Raw genomic sequence first — 17,753 nt, 5'->3', positions numbered from 1 at the left:
CCTAATTCCCCTTCCTTTTGTCGATCAGTTCGGCACCCTTGTCTACGGAGAGAACTCCCTCCTTGACCTCCCTCAGCAATTCCAGAAGGGATTCATCATCATCGCTTTGATCTTCCATAGATGCAAACTGGTCCTGTTTTCTTTGTTCGAGAAAATCCACAAACATGGCAATCGTATAGTAAGAGAACAAATGTGCGACGCTTATGTCGGCATCAACTTTTTTGACAATTTCCGCATGCATTTTGAGCAACAGCAGGGAATTCCCTCCCAGCTGGAAAAAGCTGTCGTGTACCCCTACTTTTTCGATCCCCAAGATCTCTTTCCAAATGGTAACCAGCTGTTCTTCCTTCTCGTTTCGGGGGGCTACATATTCAGCATCGGACGCCAGTTGTTCATCCACTTCTGGCAGTAACTTGCGATTGATCTTGCCCCCTGCTGTCAAAGGCATTTTTTCAATGCTGACAAAAAAGGATGGGATCATGTGATCGGGAAGCCGTTCGCCGAGATAACCACGTAAATCGCTAGCGGTCAATTCCGCCGCATTTGATACATAGTAAGCGCACAAACGAGCTTTCTCTTGTTGAAATAGCACAGCACACTCTTTTACTTGCGGATGGGACAATAGCACCTCATCAATCTCGCCCAGCTCAATTCGGTGTCCGCGTACTTTTACTTGATGATCGATGCGACCACAGAACTTGATATTGCCATTCGGTAGATAACGCCCAAGATCGCCTGTCCGGTACATCTTTTGATAACCAATTTCCGGATAAGGGTTATCAACAAAGCTGGCTGCTGTTTTCTCAGGATCGTGCAAGTATCCATGCCCCAAGCACAAGCCTGTTATAAAAATCTCCCCTTGATGTCCAGCAGGAACAAGTTTGCGACTGGAATCCAATAGCAGAATTTTCGTATTGGCTATCGGCTTTCCAATCGGTATCGGTCCCTGATGGGTATGGTCGATTTCAAAGTAGATGACACCAATAGACGTCTCCGTCGGACCGTACAGATTCGTGATACGAATGTGGGGAAACCGCTGAAGAAACAGATGCACGGTGTGAGCCGTAATTTCTTCTCCCCCCAAGATCAAGTGGCGAATCGAAGAAAGTGAATCGTGTATCTCCGTCCGTGTTTCCATTTGATCCACCAGCAGGTTGAAGACCGACGGCACAAAGTCCGTAATCGTAATCTGATAGGTTGAAATGGCGTGCAACACTTGATCGAGCGTCATCTCGAATTCAGGAATCGGCAATACGGTACGGCCACCATGCAGCAACGGCCAGAAGAGTTGCCAGACCGAACTGTCGTAGTGATGGGGAGTCGTCTGGAAAATAGCGTCCTGTTCCGTACAACCGTAATGTTCATCCATCCAGCGGAACCGATTGAAAATACCGATATGAGGAACGACAGCTCCTTTTGGTTTGCCAGTGGAACCAGATGTATAGATCACATAAATCGGGTCGTTAATATCTACCTGGACATTCAAGTCTCCTTCTTCCCCGATTTCATCCACATCGACGATGACAGCACGTGTCACTTGCACAAATGACGGTTCCGGACGTATTTCTGGTCCAATCAGCGTCACCGGACAATCCAATTCATCCAGTAGCTGCTTTTTCCGTTCGTTCGGACTTTGAACGTCTAGCGGGACAAATGCTGCACCTGTTTTCATCACCGCTAGCAGGGAAATGACCAAATTCAAGCTACGATTCATCAAGACCGGAACATGGCTTCCTCTTCCAATGCCGCGGTCCTTCAACATACGCGCAAGAAAATTGGCTTTGCCATTAAGTTGAGCGTAGGTAAGAGTTTTGTTGCCAAACACAGCTGCTGTTAGATGCGGAGTACTCACTGCCTGTTCCTCAATCAATTGATGAATCGGCTTTGGAGCAGAATGAAGAACATCCGTATGATTGCGGGTATACAACAAATCAGTCCGCTCTGCTTCAGTCAACATATCGATTGTCTTAACCAACCGTTTGGGATCGGTGACCACTTCACGAAGAATTTGTTGATAATGGCTGATCATCCGTTCGATGACTGCCCCTTGGAATTGCTCGCCCGCATACCGCACGCGTCCTGTAATTCCATCTTCGGTTTGCTTGAAGGCAAATAGCACTTGTAGTGACAGATCTTCTAAAGCAGCAATATCTTGCATGTTTTCTAGTACGAAGGCAGTATCTAGCAGTGTCTTCAAATCCGTGTCGGATAGATCAATCCATTGCATCATTTGCGAAAACGGATAATTCTGATGCTCAATTGCTTCTTTGACCAATTGCTTACCCTCTTTCGCCACTTCTGCAAAAGTTGCTTCTTGATGCATCCGTACACGCAGCGGCAGGACCCGATTCCAAGCATTAGGGGGAAGCGGATTCTGAAAGACGGGCGTGAGAATGATCATGTCGTCTGTCTGCTTATACCGATTCAGCATGATTTGAAACGTCGACAAAAGGAACAGGTAGAGCTTCATCGGATGATGATCGCAATGGGCCGCAACGGCAGCGTTCAAATCATCGGGAAATACAAAAGCTATTTCTTTTGTCACCGCCTCTCCCTCATCGCCTTCCTTGTCCGTCCCTTCGGTGGGAAGGAGGGAGAGTGTCCACTCCCCCTGTAACTTCTCGTGCCAGTACTGCTCCTCCCGGCTAAATTTCCGACTGGTTAGCAGAATGTTTTGCGAAATAGTAGTCTCCATATGCCTTCCCCCTCTTACTCACCGCTTGCTCTAAAATTCAAAATCCCAATCGACGCCCTGTGCTTGAATAAGGGCTACGTCACGGGTCAATTCAAAGTCTTGCAGGAGGCGCTGGGGATCTTCCATCACCTGCTGCAACAAGCTATTGAAGTCACTCACAAACTGCTCCATCGTTTCTTTTTGGAACAGGTCACTGCGGTAATCCAGCTTACATGTAAGTCTGTCGAAAACAGGGTAAGCCGCCAGATGAAGGTCAAGTTTCGCCGTGTTATTTTGCAGTGGATAGTTTTTGACGATCATGTCCTCAAGCTCCAGTTCCCCTTCCGGATTGTCCATGTTTTGCAGGACGAAGATCGTATCAAAAAGGGGCTGGCGACCTGTATTTGGCTCAAGGCCAAGTGTCTGGACAAACAAATCAATCGGGTAATCCGCTTGTTCAAAAGAGGCTAGCGTATGCTCGCGGACCTCCGCAAGAAACTCGCGATAGGTTTTCTCGCCTTTTGGATAATTGCGTAGGGGAATCGTGTTGATAAACATCCCGATTACTTCATCAAACTCTGCAAATTTACGCCCAGCTACCGGAGTTCCAACAACGATATCCTCTTGACCGCTGTATTTGGCAAGCAACATGTTGTAAACCGACAACAGCACCATGTAGAGTGTCGCATGTTCCTGCGCTGCCAGCTCCTGCAACCGCTGCCTCTCCTCTGCCGATATCTCGAACTCAATCGTTGCACCAGGAAACGTAAGAGATTCTGGCCTTTCGTAATCAGTCGGAATCGAAAGAAGTGGAGCCGGGCTGGTAAACAAGTCTGCCCAATAGTCAACTTGAAGCTCACCTGAATCCAGTGCAGATTCCTGCCAAACAGCAAATTCTTTTTGCTGAACATCCAATGCAGGAAGTGTCACGCCTGCATAGAGACGAACAAAGTCCTCCACGAGAATATCCATGGATACACCGTCTGAAACGATATGGTGCATGTCGAACAACAAGAGATGCTTTTCCGGTGCAATCCTGATTAGCCCTGCACGCAGCAAGGGTGCCTGACGCAAGTCGAATGGCCGCACAAACGTTGCCAGGCTGGCATCCAACTGTTCCCCACTTGCTTCGCTCTCTTCCAAATGAAAGACCAATGAATCATGTACAATTTGAACCACTTGCCCGTCGATATAATCAAACGTGGTGCGAAGAGATTCATGGCGTTCAATCAATCCTTGAAAAGCCTGTTCTACCTTCTCTCGGCTCAAATCACCCTCAATGAAACGGGCAGCCGTAATGTGAAGACTTGTGTCAGCCGGATTCAACTGCTGAAGGATAAAGAATTTACGCTGGGCAGGAGTAACTGGATAGGACGATCTGGCTTCGACTGAGAATCGTGTTTTCATAATCGTCTTGTCTGCTTCATCAATCACCTTGCCGAGCTCCTGAATAGTTGGGTGATTAAACATGGTTCGCAGTGGAATCTGTACGCCAAACTGCTGTGCAACCTGCGCAGCCACCGCGTTGATTTTTAAGGAATGCCCCCCTAGAGCAAAGAAATTGTCCCGGGCACTGATTGTTTTTGGATCGAGCTGTAACACTTGAGCCCAGATGTGGGTGAGAACTTTTTCCGTCTCGGTTGTTGCTGAAACAAAACTAGATGTGTCGACCCGATCCTGTATGCCAGGCTTCGGTAAAGCACCTCTGTCCACTTTTCCGTTAGGGGTGAGCGGCAATACATTTTGTTTTACATAGTGCATCGGCACCATGTATTCCGGAAGCACAGTAAACAGATAATCACGCACATCTCTGGCGGAAAAATCCTCCACTGGAACGATATAGGCACATAAGTACTTTGCGCCTGTGTCCTCTGAGAGCGCCAAGACCACTACATCCTTGACCGCAGGATGTCTGCGCATAACCTGTTCAATCTCACTCAATTCAATTCGGTACCCCCGAATCTTGACTTGATTGTCCATTCTCCCGAAGTACTCAATATATCCGTCCTCCGTGATCCGGCCTACATCACCTGTTCGGTAGAGGACTTGATAGTCCGCGTCTTCTACCCAGCTGGCATACGGATTTGCTATAAAGACTTTTTGCGTCCGTTCCTCATCTTTGTAGTAGCCGTACCCAACTCCCGGACCGGCTACACAAATTTCTCCTTTAACTCCTCGCGGGCAGATACACTGATGTTGATCGAGTATGTAAATATGAGTGTTCTGAATCGGCATGCCAATAGGAACCACTATCTGCTGATCGCTGGGCATTTCACGGATAATATGGTGGGTAATATCATCCGATGCTTCCGTTGGCCCGTACATATTCACCAATGGAATTTCCGAATAGCAGGCAAACCATCGCTGCACCAAAGGGGCAGGCAGCTCCTCTCCTGTAACTGCCATCCACCTTAGATCAGGGAAGCTGCGTTCGGAATCGGACCATTCTTGAACAAGGTCAAGCAGCACGGAGAGCAGCGATGGTACCACTTCCGCTACGGTGACGCAGTTGGAACGGAGTACGTTATGAAGGGCCTGGGTATCCATTACCGTCTCTGTATCGACCACCAGCACAGAGCCACCCACCAGCAAAACAGACAGATATTGCCAAACAGAAATATCGAAGCAAAGGGATGCCGTCTGTGCGACCAGATCATCCTCGCAAAGGGATAGGTCGTTGATTTTAGCGAAAATGTGGTTAATCATTCCACGATGGTGCACCATTACGCCTTTCGGTTGTCCAGTTGTGCCCGATGTGAAGATGATGTAAGCCAAGTCAGTTGCCGCACTCTCCCGCTCGATGTCCTCTCCCGAAAGTGACTCTACTGATTGATCGGATTGACCAAAGACATAGAGATACTTCAGCTCAGGTGAGGATGCTCGAATCGGCTCCAGTCCATCTAGCAAGTCAGGCTGAGTAATCAACCCAGCAATCTCGCTCTTTTGCACGATATACAGGATCCGATGCTGCGGATAGTCTGGATCAATCGGTACGTAGGCTCCTCCCGCTTTGAACACCGCAAGAATTGCAATAAGCGTATCCACGTTACGCTTCATATAGATACCGATTTTCGTGCCAGGTCTTAATCCTTGCTGCATAAAATGACGCGCGAGCTGATTGGATCGCTCGTTTAATTCCTGATAGGTTAAGGTTGTTTTTCCGTCTGTCACTGCTTTACGATTAGGAGTCTTTTTTACCTGCTCCTCAAAGAGGCGATCAAAGGTTTGATCACGCGGAAAATCAACCCGGTTGTCGTTGAATGAAAGAACTAAGTCCCGAACCTCTTCCTCAGATAAGCACTCGATTTCAGCGATCTTTTGATCCGGTTGGGCTACGATAACCCGATAGATACGGACCAAATGCTCCATCATCCGTTCCATCATGGGGAGTTGGTATCTTTGGCCTACGTAACGCACGAGTAATCCGAGCGAGTTTCCCTTTTTCGAAAAGAGGAGCTGTAACTCGCTCGAAACTTGTTCCAGGTCGTCCTGATCATGAAGTACGTCCAATAAGCAAGTCGCCTCAAAGAACGGCGTGCTGTCCCCCTGCTGCGGTACCTGCAGTTCCTCGATCAACCGCAAGATTGGGTAGTTCTGGTGTTCCACAGCAGCCTTTAAGGTCTGCCGCACTTCTTGCAGCAGCTCCTTGATGCTCCATTCCGGGAGTACCTGATGACGCAAGGGCAGTACCTTGTTCAAAAACTCACCCGGCTCTGATTGACGAAAGATAGCCGTTCCAACGCATATGTCTTGATGTCCCGTATATTTGGACAACAAGATGCAAAACCCACTCAGCAAAGCCATGAACAAACGCTGATCCGAGCCATTGCTCAAATGAATCAGCGCCTTGCTCAGCTCGTCCGGAAACGCGATGGTCAGCTCACGAAGCTCAGACTGACGCTGAAACGAGGCCCGAGAGTCTGTTGAAAGGTCGAGTGAATGAAACTCTCTCGAGAGATTCTGCATCCAATAGTCTTTTTCGTGATCAAACTGCCCACTGGCCAGCAAGATGTTTTGTGCAGTTATCGTTGTCAAGCCAATCCCTCTTTTCTGTCCGTCATGTATTTCTTAAAAAGCAAAGTCATCGTCGTCCACTTGTCCCTGTGCTACTTGTACTGTTCCATGACCGATCTGAAGTTGTCCGATGGTTCGGTTCGGGTTGGCTACCATTTGCTCCAAAAGAATGACAAAGTCTTGAGCCATCCTCTCGATTGTTTTTCTCTTATACAAATTCGTGTTATATTGCCAGTGCATGCATAAGTGATCCTCAGCCTTAACCACTTCCAGAGCCAGATCGAGCATGGCAGCTTTGCGCCTGAACTCGTAAGGAGCAAACTCGATTTGATCGAGACGGACTTTTTGCTGCTCCGCTGTATGATGCAGGGTCAGCATGGCGTCAAACAACGGGTTCCTTGCTGGATCGCGAGGCAATTGAATCTGGCTTACGAGTTGATCGAATGGATAGTCTCCATGCTCAAAACCGCTTAACACGTTTTGACGTACCTGCCCGATATACTCATGGACGGTCAATTCTTTCTTCGGCCAGTTTCGCAAGGCCAAGGTGTTAACAAACATCCCTACAACAGAGCCAAACTCCGCTCGTTGTCTGCCATCCATGTCGCAGCCGATGACGATGTCTTCCTGATTGCTGTATTTGGATAACAAAACAGAATAGACGGACATAAGAAGCATGTACAGCGTAGTAGAACTCTGACGTGTGAACGAGTCGAGTTTTTCTAGCCATTCTCCAGACAGCTCAGTCAGCAACTCATCTCCATCAAAGGTCATTGTTTGTGGGCGAGGATAATCGGTCGGGATTGCCAACGGTTGAGGCTGCCCGGAAAATACATCCAACCAGTAGGCTTCATGTTCGACCCAACCGCTCTCGGCAGCTTGTTCTCTTTGCCACCAAGCGAATTCCTTGGCCTGTACCGACAATTCCGGCAACACCTGTCCTTGGTAGAGGGTACAAAACTCCTCAAGCAATATGGACTTGGATATGCCATCTGAAATGACATGGTGCATGTCAAAAATCAACAGATGTTCCTCTGATGAGCGCTCAATGAAACCGATACGAAGTAAGGGAGCTTGCTTTAAATCGAATGGCCGGAAAAAACGTTCGAGGGTCTTTTCCACATCTTCCTCGTCTGCTTCCCATGTCTCGATCTGTACGGACAGGTCACTGTGTACTTTTTGTTTCACCTGACCTTCAATCAGATGAAACGAGGTACGCAACGCCTCATGTCGTGCGACGAGTTGATCCGCAACCACTTGAAGGCGCAGTGGATCAAGGGAACCGGTCATCTGCATAACTCCCGGTGTATGATAACTGGTGGCATCTTCTTCCAACTGCCACAACAGGTAAAGTCGCTCCTGTGCGGGCGTGACAGGGTAATATTCCTGATCACTGAGCAAGACAATCGGTTTTTGATCCATCTCTTGGAGGCTACCTGTGATCCGATTCGCCAAACCTCGAATCGTCGGTGCATCAAATAGGTCGCGCATAGAAAGCTTCACTTGAAAGTCACTTTCCATTCTGGATAAAAGCTGAATGGCCTTTAGCGAATGTCCTCCCTGTCCGACAAAGTGATCAAGGACACCGGGCGATGGAATCTGTAAAACATCGGCCCACAATTCGGCCAGTTTTTGTTCGACAGCATTTGCCGGTGGTACGTAATCACTACTGACACCCGGCTTTACAGCATGCAAAGCTTTACGGTCGATCTTTCCATGCGGGGTAAGCGGCATCTCGGACAGCTCCGTAAAGTAACTCGGGATCATATAACCGGGGAGCCACTCTAGCAGATGCGCGCGAAGCCCATCCGGATGAACGCCGTCTTTTTGCACCACATAGTAGCAAGCTAGTTCGGTCATACCCATCTGATCAGTCATAGCCAATACGGCTACCTGGTTCACAGCAGGATGCTGAAGGACGGCGCGTTCCACTTCTTTCAGTTCCACACGATAGCCGCGCACTTGTACCTGATCGTCCATCCGCCCTAGATATTCAAACACTCCCGTTTCGCTGAGCAATCCGACGTCTCCAGTACGGTAAAGGCGCTCTCCGGTAATGGGATGATCGGTAAAAGCTTTCTCGGTCAACTCAGGCTTGCCCAAATATCCGTCAGTGATGCCAATTCCTCCGATGCAAATCTCTCCCTTGACATCTGGGGGACAAATTTCCCCCGTCTGGCCAAGGATGAACATATGGGTATTGGCAATGGGAACACCAACAGGAATTCTGAGTGCTTCTTCAGCGGGCTGCTCTGTGCAAAGATAGACGGAAGCGTATATAGCTGATTCAGTCATACCGTAAATATTGGCGATACGCGCGATACGGAACAGACGATTCCATTCACGAACCAGATTAGCCGTCAGTGCTTCTCCGCCATTAAATACCCATTTCAAATTAGGCAATGGATCTGGTTCATTACGAGAATGCACATGAGCAAGAAACACATTCATCATCGCTGGAACGAACTGGGTGACTGTAATTCGTTGCTCCCGCAGCCAGTCATACAACGCTCCCGGATCTTTGCCGTCTTCCTCTTTCAAAATAGATAGCTTTGATCCAACCATCAGCGGCCAAAACAATTCCCACACCGAGTCCGTAAAAGAAATAGAGGTTTTTTGGGCAACAACATCTGTCTCGCTTAGTGGAAAAGTCTCCTCCAGCCAAAACAACGTATTCAAGACCTGTTTGTGCGTAATCATGACGCCCTTTGGTGCACCGGTCGAACCAGATGTGTAGATGACATAAGCAATATCATCCTCTGCACCTGCCGGAGCGATCGCCTCATCCTTTTGGCAGCGAATATCTGCCGCTGTATAGACCTTGTATACCTCGTGATGGAAGGAAGTCTCGTCCAAACAAATGATCGTTTCGATGCTATCAGGTAGATCCGGTATGATCTCATCCAGATAAATGGATTCTGTTACAAGCACCTTGCAGCGACTATCCTGCAAAAGGTACCGGATTCTAGCTCGGGGATAATGCGGATCAACCGGAACGTATCCCCCACCCGCTTGGAGGATGGCAAGAACTGCCGCTACCATACGGGAGCTCCTGTCTGCGAGAATTCCAACGAGATGCGAAGGAACTACACCCGCATCTTTCAAGATACGGGCTAGCTGATTTGCATCCGCGTGTAGTTCTGCGTATGTTCTTTCTCGATCCGCCTCTACCACAGCAACTCTATCAGGCGTTTTTTCCGCTTGCTCAAGAAACAGTTCAGCGATTGTCACTTTGTTGCGATACGGTTTGTCTGTCTGATTGACTCGGGTTAACAAGTTCGCTTCATCATCAGTGAGCAGGTTAAACTCGTTCAGATCCAGATCGAGCTGCATACGTCCATTCATTGCGACTCTTCCCCTTTTTATGTGGTGAAAAATTCCCGCAAACGGTTAATTCCCTCGTTATACTTGGCGGCAGAGTATGAGAGGCGCAGTGTGTTCGGGATACCAAAGTCAGAACCCGGTACAGTAGCCACATGTGTAGCCTCGAAAATTTGCGTAGCCAACTCCAGCGAGGTACTGATACCTTTTCTCTTCATGAATGCTTCGCAGTCAATTGTGAAGTAGAAGCTGCCTCTCGCTGGAAGAGCACGGACATCCGGTACATTTTGGAAAGCGTCAATCGTGTAGTCCCGACGACCTTTGTACAGTTGGACTAAATGATCAACCTCATGCTGGTAATCAAGCGCAGCCATTGCTCCGAACTGTACGACTGGGTCAGCTGTAAGCAGTGTGTGGTGCTGAATGACCGTCAGTGGCTGCACCAGCTCATCCGGTACGATCGCATATCCAACACGTCTGCTGTACATCCGATACGCTTTGGAAAATGCATCCGTTGTGATGAACGTAGACTTGGTATTTTTCAGCTGCATAACAGATTCGCACTCGTCATCGAAGTAGGTATTCGCATAAATTTCGTCATTGATAATAGCCGCACGTCCGTCTACGATGCCGTCGATCGTATACAATTCCTCTTTTGTAAGAATATTTCCCAATGGGTTGCCTGGCGTATTGATGACGACCACTTTCGTCTTGTCTGTAAAATTCTCTTTAAACGACTCCACATCAAGTCTCAATGTATCCATATCAATTTTGTAATAACGAACTTTCGCACCGACTAACAACGCGCAGAAATGGTAAAGCGAGTAGTACGGAAGTGGCAACAACACTTCATCGCCCTCTTTAAGCAAGAGGTAGAACAGGTTACGGAAGAGTGTGCTGGTACCGACACTGATCACGAAATTCTCCGGTTTGATTGACACATCGTATTTTGTTTTATAGTGGGTCGAGAGCTTATCTTTCAGCTCTGGCAGACCACCAGGATATACGAGCGAATATTTTTCAAAACTGTTCAATGCTTGTTGCATGGAATTGATGATTTCGGGATGCAGCGGCATTTCTGACTTCCCAAGAGTCATGCGGATCGCTTCTCCGCCATTTCTCTCAAGCTCATTGGCCATCTGGTCCAGTACAAACATCAAAAAGCGTTCGTCGTGAAAATTAATTGAGGATCTGATTTCCATATTCTCCTACCCCTTTTACTTTATTTTGGTTTTTTCTGCTAACATCTTTAGGATTTTCACATAGCGATCCGAAAGCGAATCAACATATGCCTTCTGAAGCTTAGATGGGTCATAGGCAAAAACAACATGAATACCTTCCGAAGTTTCTGCTACCTGAAGAACTAACGGACTTCCGGCTATTTCTGGCTCAACTGAGCGTTTGACTTCACGTTTCCAGACAGCTGACTGAGCTTTGAACGGTATCGTCTGATTGACAAAAAGAGTCGGCCATTCCATCTGCGTCGTCGCTTGCCAGTGCTCGGACGGATACAAAGCGAACGTTTGCATCTGGGCACATACCTGCTTCGTTTGATCCAATAATTGTGAAAACGAACTGATCGTCTGCATATCGATCGTGAGCGGTACGATGTTGTCAAAGTTGCCTAGCGTTTGTTCCAACACATCTTGCGTCCGATTCGTCATCACTACCCCAAGCGTCAAATTAGGTAATTGGGTGACTTGTCGAAGCAACAGCAGGTAGGAGGCAAGTAAGATGTCTTCCAGCTCTTGATTGGAATGAGTAGCTACATGCAGCAAATCGGAGTGACCTGTCGGGTCGATATACTGCTCGACTTGTCGCATTGCGACCCCTCCCGTACCAAATGGTTGAGCAGAATGTGGATTTACTGCATTCAACCACTCGTGACGCTGGGCCTCAAGATGTCCGTAATAAAGCATTTTTTTCTGCCAAACAGCGAATGCTTCGTAACGAGGCTGTTCTTCCGCAGCTGGTTCACGCCCTTCTGCAATCGCCTGATACAGAGCCTCCCATTCCTCCAGGAGAAGGCCGAGACCTCGCCAATCACTCAAGGAGCTGTGAAGACTTCCAATCAACCGATAGCGGTCTACAGCCAGCTTTATCAGTTCAAATCGAGCCAAACGTCCTGCTTTGTCCTCAAACGGCTTCTTCTGCTCGGCAGCCAAGCGTTCTCGCAGCCATATCCTTGCCTCTGCATCGCTTTTCTCCTGTAAATCACTTAACTCCAGCGGAATCGGTTCGGAAAAGCCTTGTGGAGACAGCTGAGGAAAGCGTCTCACGAGAACTTGCAATGCTTGCTGCATAAACGACAGTTCGATTTTGCTCTGAAGCTCAATGTCAAAACATCTGACAGCCACTATCCCATTTTCCTGTTCCTGCTTCAGCAAACGTTCCTGGACGAAGGAAAAGATGGGTGCTGATTCCGAATGAAACTCGCCTAGAATCGGCTTAGGTCTTTGTGCGGTTGATTTTCCGTTAGTTAAAAGAAGGTAGGGGGCATCTGTCAGTTGCAGATTACTTCCTTTCCGGTCTGTAAAAGAAACTGGTATACCACACGCAATCAGTGTATCGATCCGTTCGGTCAGATTCGCTACCCTATCCTCGATTTGGTAAACGCCACAACCACTTTTCATGAGCTCCCGCTGTTCTGGTGAGTTCTCCATTCGAGGCTCGACTAACTGGATGTTGCTCTCTTTCCCTTTGCCCAGTGTGATGATACTGGCTTGTGATTGCCGATCCAGATATTTTTCATGAACACGGTAGCCCAGGAACGTAAAGAACGACAGAGACTTTTCAGCATCTGGTGTAAGCAGTCGGACAACCGATCGCTGATCGCTGCTTTGCCATTCGTCATGCGTCATGTTGTTCTCGTTCTCTACAAGTTCAATCAAGCCCACTGATTCCAGAAAGAGAAAAGCAACCTGTCTATGATTGAAGAGTACCGCTGGCTTAGGAGCGCTAACCAAATCGTATTTAAATCCACAATCAGATAATTTATTCATAAAAAGTGTAATATTGGAAACAGAATAACATAGATGGTATGGACCCGTCCCCTTCTCTTCCAACAAACGAACGCAAGGTGACGTTTCATCGACAGGTGCGATTAGCTCGATTGGCACACATCCCGGTTTTATGCACATCGAGAGATACACGTTTTGTTCCGGATCATGCAGCGAATCGCTTGCATCAAAGCCGAGAGTGCCATACATAATTTGAGTCGGACCCAGTTCTGGAACTGCAACCCCGACATGATGAAGGCGGTTCATCACGCCCTCTTCTTCTGCTTGCTGTGGGACGAAGTCAACATCATCCAGTCGCTGCTTCGGAAGCTTCAGAAGTGATGCGAGAATCCGCAAAAAGTTATCAGCGAAGCTTTCCATTGTCTCTGCTATAAACAACTGAGTATCGTATTCAAGCACACACCTGAACTGATCAGCGAGTGGTGTAATATCCAGCTTAAAGTCAAGTTTCGACGTCTTCGATTCATGTGGAACCTCTTCAAATTGCACGTCGCCCAATGTAAACCGCACTTCTTGCTCTCGCTGGTTGTGGAAGATCAGCATCGTATCAAACAATGGATTTTGCGTTTGCTGGATACCTGCGGCACTACGAGCAACGATCTCTTCAAACGGATACTCCTGATGTTCGTAGGCCAGTAGCAGACTGCGCTGAACCTCTTGTACAAAATCGGTATACACAAGATCGGCACGAGGACGATTGCGTATTGGAAGGAAGTTGATAAAGACGCCGACGATTCGCTCCAAATCGGGATGGTTTCGTCCAGCTACCAGTGAACCGACAACGAAATCTTCTTGAGACGTGTATTTCATCAGCAAAACGTAATAAGCTGACATCAAAACAGCATGGACAGTCACTTCGTTCTGCTTGGCAAAAGCATGCAAATCACTGTACGTAGAATCAGTAATGAAGAACGTATGGTGATCTCCCTGAAATGTCTTAACAGAAGGACGCGGATAATCCAGCGGAAAAGACATGAGCGGGACTCGGTCGTTGAAAATGTCCACCCAGTATTTTTCCTGCTGATTCCACAGCTCGCTCCCCCGCTTCTGCCACTGCCAGTCTGCATAGTCCTTGTATTGAATAGGCAGAGCAGACAACTCTTCAGCCGCATACAGTCTAGCAAAGTCCTCCATTAACACATTCAGTGAGATGCCATCCAAAATAATATGGTGAGAGTTGAACAGCAGATAATGCTGTGTAGCTGTGACCTCGACTAGGCAAACCTGAAGGAGAGGTGCTTTCGTCAAATCAAAAGATTGCCGGAATTCTTCCATCAGTTCGTCCAATGTCCTGCCGTCGCTATGAATGGTTTTGATCTCAAATGGCACATGGTCGCTGATGTACTGATACACTTCTCCATCCTGTACCGCAAACGAAGTACGGAATGCTTCATGCCTTTGGATGATTTCCTTAAATACACTTTTCACTCGACTTACATCCAGTTGACCGTTCACCGCGATTACACCCGACATGTTGTAACTGGTGCTTTCTCCTTCTATTCCATGCATCACGAAAATGCGTTTCTGTGAAGAAGAAGCCCTGTATCTCTCGGCTTGACTAACTCGATCAATCGGCGCGTAGGATAACGGCTGTCTACCTCTGATACGATCAGCCAATTGTCGAATGGTCGGGTTCTGGAATACATCCCTGATCGTGATGTCTGTTTTTCTCTCTTTTTGTAATCTGGTCACGAGTTGAGCGGCCTTCAGCGAGTGGCCTCCTAGCGAGAAAAAATGATCGTGCACGCTTATTTTTTCGACTGCCAAAAGTTCTCGCCATATTTGCGCCAATTGCTGCTCAAGTTCATCTGCCGGGGCCTCTTCCTTTCCCGTGCGATACTGCGTGTAATCCAGACGTTGCAAAGCAGTCTTGTCTACTTTGCCACTCTGCGTCCGAGGCAACCCATCAAGATGGACAAAAAAGGCAGGTAGCATGTAGTCAGGCAGATAAGTCAGCAATGCTTCTCGCAGAACGTGTTCCTCAATCGGATGCATCGCAACCAAGCATGCAACCAAATAAGGATCGCGCTTTGACTCCTGAATGGCCACTACCGCTGCTTCCCGGACACCAGGCTGACGGCGCAGGACAGCTTCAATTTCCTCCAATTCAACGCGGTTGCCGCGAATCTTGATCTGGAAATCCTTGCGACCAAAATATTGCAGATGTCCTTCATCTGTCCAGCAAGCCAAGTCGCCTGTACGATAAAGCCTGCCATATGGGGTCAGTAGATAGTTCGCTCTGGTTCTTTCCTCGTCAGCGATGTATCCTTCCGTTACCCCCATCCCGCCTACGTACATTTCCCCCATTACCCCTTTGGGCAATAGATGAAAATCTTGGTCCAGAAGAAAGACACGAACGTTGTAACTCGGATATCCAATCGGAAGCGGGTTTTCAAAAGGCCCTTGTCGTGGTACACAATACCCAGATGCTGAGATACTATTTTCCGTTGGGCCATACAAGTTGTACATCTGCGCTTGAGGCAGCAAAGCTGCATGTCGTTCCACTAACGAAGAAGACAGCATCTCTCCTGTACACAGCACTTTTTGAATCGAATCCAGCGAGCCGTCAGCCACGTGGTCAAGCAAAGCGTGATACATCGTAGGGACAACGAGTATCACGTTTGCTTGTTGGCTCTCGATGGCGGCCGCGAGCTTTTGCGGGGACTTGTTTTCATGTCGCTGCAACAAGCAAAGGGTACCGCCGCTGATCAGTGTGCAGAAAATCTCGACAACCGATGCGTCAAAAGTCAGCGTGGCGATTTGCATTGTTCTCGTCTGCTCAGAGAACCCGACAAATTCGATGTGCCACCAAAGAGCGTTGATTAATTGATCATGCTTTACACGCACACCTTTTGGCGTACCTGTCGAACCAGAAGTAAAGATAGCATACGCAGTACTCGAAGGCGCCGCTTTTCGCTGTGGTGTTTGCGTTAACTCCTGTGCCCAGCTTGCTGGTTCATCCAGACGAAACACCCGTGTTTGCAAATCAGCGACGAGTTCCAGATAGCTGCCCTCTGTCACAATCAGAATAGGCTGAATCTGGCTTACGATCTGTTCGATTCGCGCTTTCGGCAAGTCTGGATCAAGCGGGACATAATAACAACCAGTTTTGAGGATAGCCAGCAGTGCAGTAATCATTTCAGGGGAACGATCACACATGATAACTATCGGTCGACCTGCATCTGTCACCTCCTTTTGCAGAGCCCAAGACAGGCGGTTCGCTTGCTCCTGTAACTCCTTGTAGGTCACAGTCTGCTTTCCTTGTACAAGAGCTATTGCATCGGGAGCTTTTTCTGCCGCTTGATCAATCAACTCGTGTACGCAGTAGTTACTTGGAACTGGCACGACTTTCATCTGTTCCTCGATCATCTCGTGCCGCTCACGATCACTGAGCAAGGTAAGATCACGAATCTCTTGATCCGGATCAGCCGCAATCTGCTCGAGAAGGCTCTGATAGTGAAGCGCTAGGCTTTCGATTTCCTTCGCTTGAAACTTCCATGCCTGGTAGTTGACATGGACTGTCCATTCATCACCTGGTGTTACTTCCAGCACCATTGGATAATCGGTTGTTTCATGTGAAGTGATATTCTCCAGCTCGAAGTCAAGTTCCAATCCGGCCAGCGTCTTGTCGATGGGATAGTTTTGGAAAACGAACAAGCTGTGTGCCAACGGGGTTTGTGCGTCCATCTCTGAGCAGTTTTTCAACTCAACTGCTGGCACGTACAAATGCGGGGCCATCTGGTGCTGTTCTTCCGTCATGACACCTAGCAGATCTTTGACTGTTGTCGTTTCTGTCCGTTTGACCCGGAGCGGATACGTCTTGATGAAGAGGCCGACGATTTCCTCTACTCCGGTAAGATGGGCAGGACGTCCGGCGTACGCCACTTCAAAAAGAGCATCCCGCGTATCGCTGTATTTTTGCAGCAAAATACCCCATGCAGCTTGCAACAGTGTGCTAATTGTCACGCGGTAACGCTTGGATGTTTCCTCCAATGTCTCCGTAAGCGTTCGACTGAGCCGAAGATGGTAAGAAGAATACCGCTGCTCTTCGTTACGATCCCGCATATATGGAAGCGGTGTAGGAGAGCTAATTCCTTGTAAAGAGTCTTTCCAATACGATAATGATTGTTCTTTCGAGGCTTCTTTAAGAAAACGCAGATAGTCCTTGTATTTCGCCTTCTGTTTGATGGCAGGGGACAGCCCCGAGCACAATTGACCATATACTGTAAATATCTCTCTTAGGAGAATGCCGGAACTCCACCCGTCCATGAGAATGTGATGAAACGACCAAATGACTTCATAACGATACAACTCCATCCTTACTACTTGAATGCGAATGGTATTGCCCAACTCAAGCGTGAAGGGCGTTTGCTTGTCCTGTGACAACAAGGCAGACAGTTTTCTTTCCCGCTCTGTAGATGGTAACTCGCTCCAATCGAAATAAGGAATCTCCAGTGTCTTTTGCTTGAGAATCAACTGGACAGGGGCTTGAAGCCCCTCCCAGCGAAAAACCGTACGAAGCATTTCATTGGCCTCAATCGCCATCTTAACAGCCTGAGTAAACAACTCCAGCTGAAACTTGCCCCGAAGGGTTAGCCGATGCTGTTCGAAATACAGCTTGGAATCCTGTTGGAGTCGGTAGTAAAACAGCATGCCCTCCTGCGTTGGACTTAACGGCAAAATGTCAGCTATATTGTTTTTGTCGATCTTGTTCATCACAATTC

Annotated in this window: 5 protein-coding genes; all 5 read right to left on the bottom strand. The window is 48.0% G+C overall.

Annotation, left to right across the window (positions count from 1 at the left end):
* Position 1: 1 nt before the first annotated feature.
* From edeJ to edeN, 5 genes are read right to left on the bottom strand one after another with little or no spacing between them, the layout of a single operon-like run.
* Entirely contained in the window at positions 2-2,695 is a 2,694-nt protein-coding gene (gene edeJ, locus C7R93_RS21460; RefSeq protein WP_106840725.1) for an edeine non-ribosomal peptide synthetase EdeJ, read from the bottom strand.
* 30 nt (positions 2,696-2,725) lie between these two features.
* Complete coding sequence (gene edeK / locus C7R93_RS21455; protein ID WP_106840724.1) at positions 2,726-6,709, bottom strand: edeine non-ribosomal peptide synthetase EdeK; 3,984 nt, start codon at positions 6,707-6,709, stop codon at positions 2,726-2,728.
* Between the two features lie 33 nt (positions 6,710-6,742).
* Positions 6,743-10,033, bottom strand: coding sequence for an edeine non-ribosomal peptide synthetase EdeL (gene edeL, locus C7R93_RS21450; protein WP_106840723.1), 3,291 nt, complete (start codon positions 10,031-10,033; stop codon positions 6,743-6,745).
* A gap of 17 nt (positions 10,034-10,050) precedes the next feature.
* The gene (locus C7R93_RS21445; RefSeq protein WP_106840722.1) at positions 10,051-11,211 is read right to left on the bottom strand and encodes a pyridoxal phosphate-dependent aminotransferase; all 1,161 of its coding nucleotides are present in this window, start codon (positions 11,209-11,211) and stop codon (positions 10,051-10,053) included.
* A gap of 15 nt (positions 11,212-11,226) precedes the next feature.
* Complete coding sequence (edeN, locus tag C7R93_RS21440) at positions 11,227-17,745, bottom strand: edeine non-ribosomal peptide synthetase EdeN (protein WP_106840839.1); 6,519 nt, start codon at positions 17,743-17,745, stop codon at positions 11,227-11,229.
* Positions 17,746-17,753: the final 8 nt, after the last annotated feature.

The organism is Brevibacillus fortis (genome assembly GCF_003013395.1).
In the GTDB taxonomy this organism is placed as follows: Bacteria; Bacillota; Bacilli; order Brevibacillales; family Brevibacillaceae; genus Brevibacillus; species Brevibacillus fortis.
This window is presented reverse-complemented; position numbering and strand designations above follow the sequence as displayed.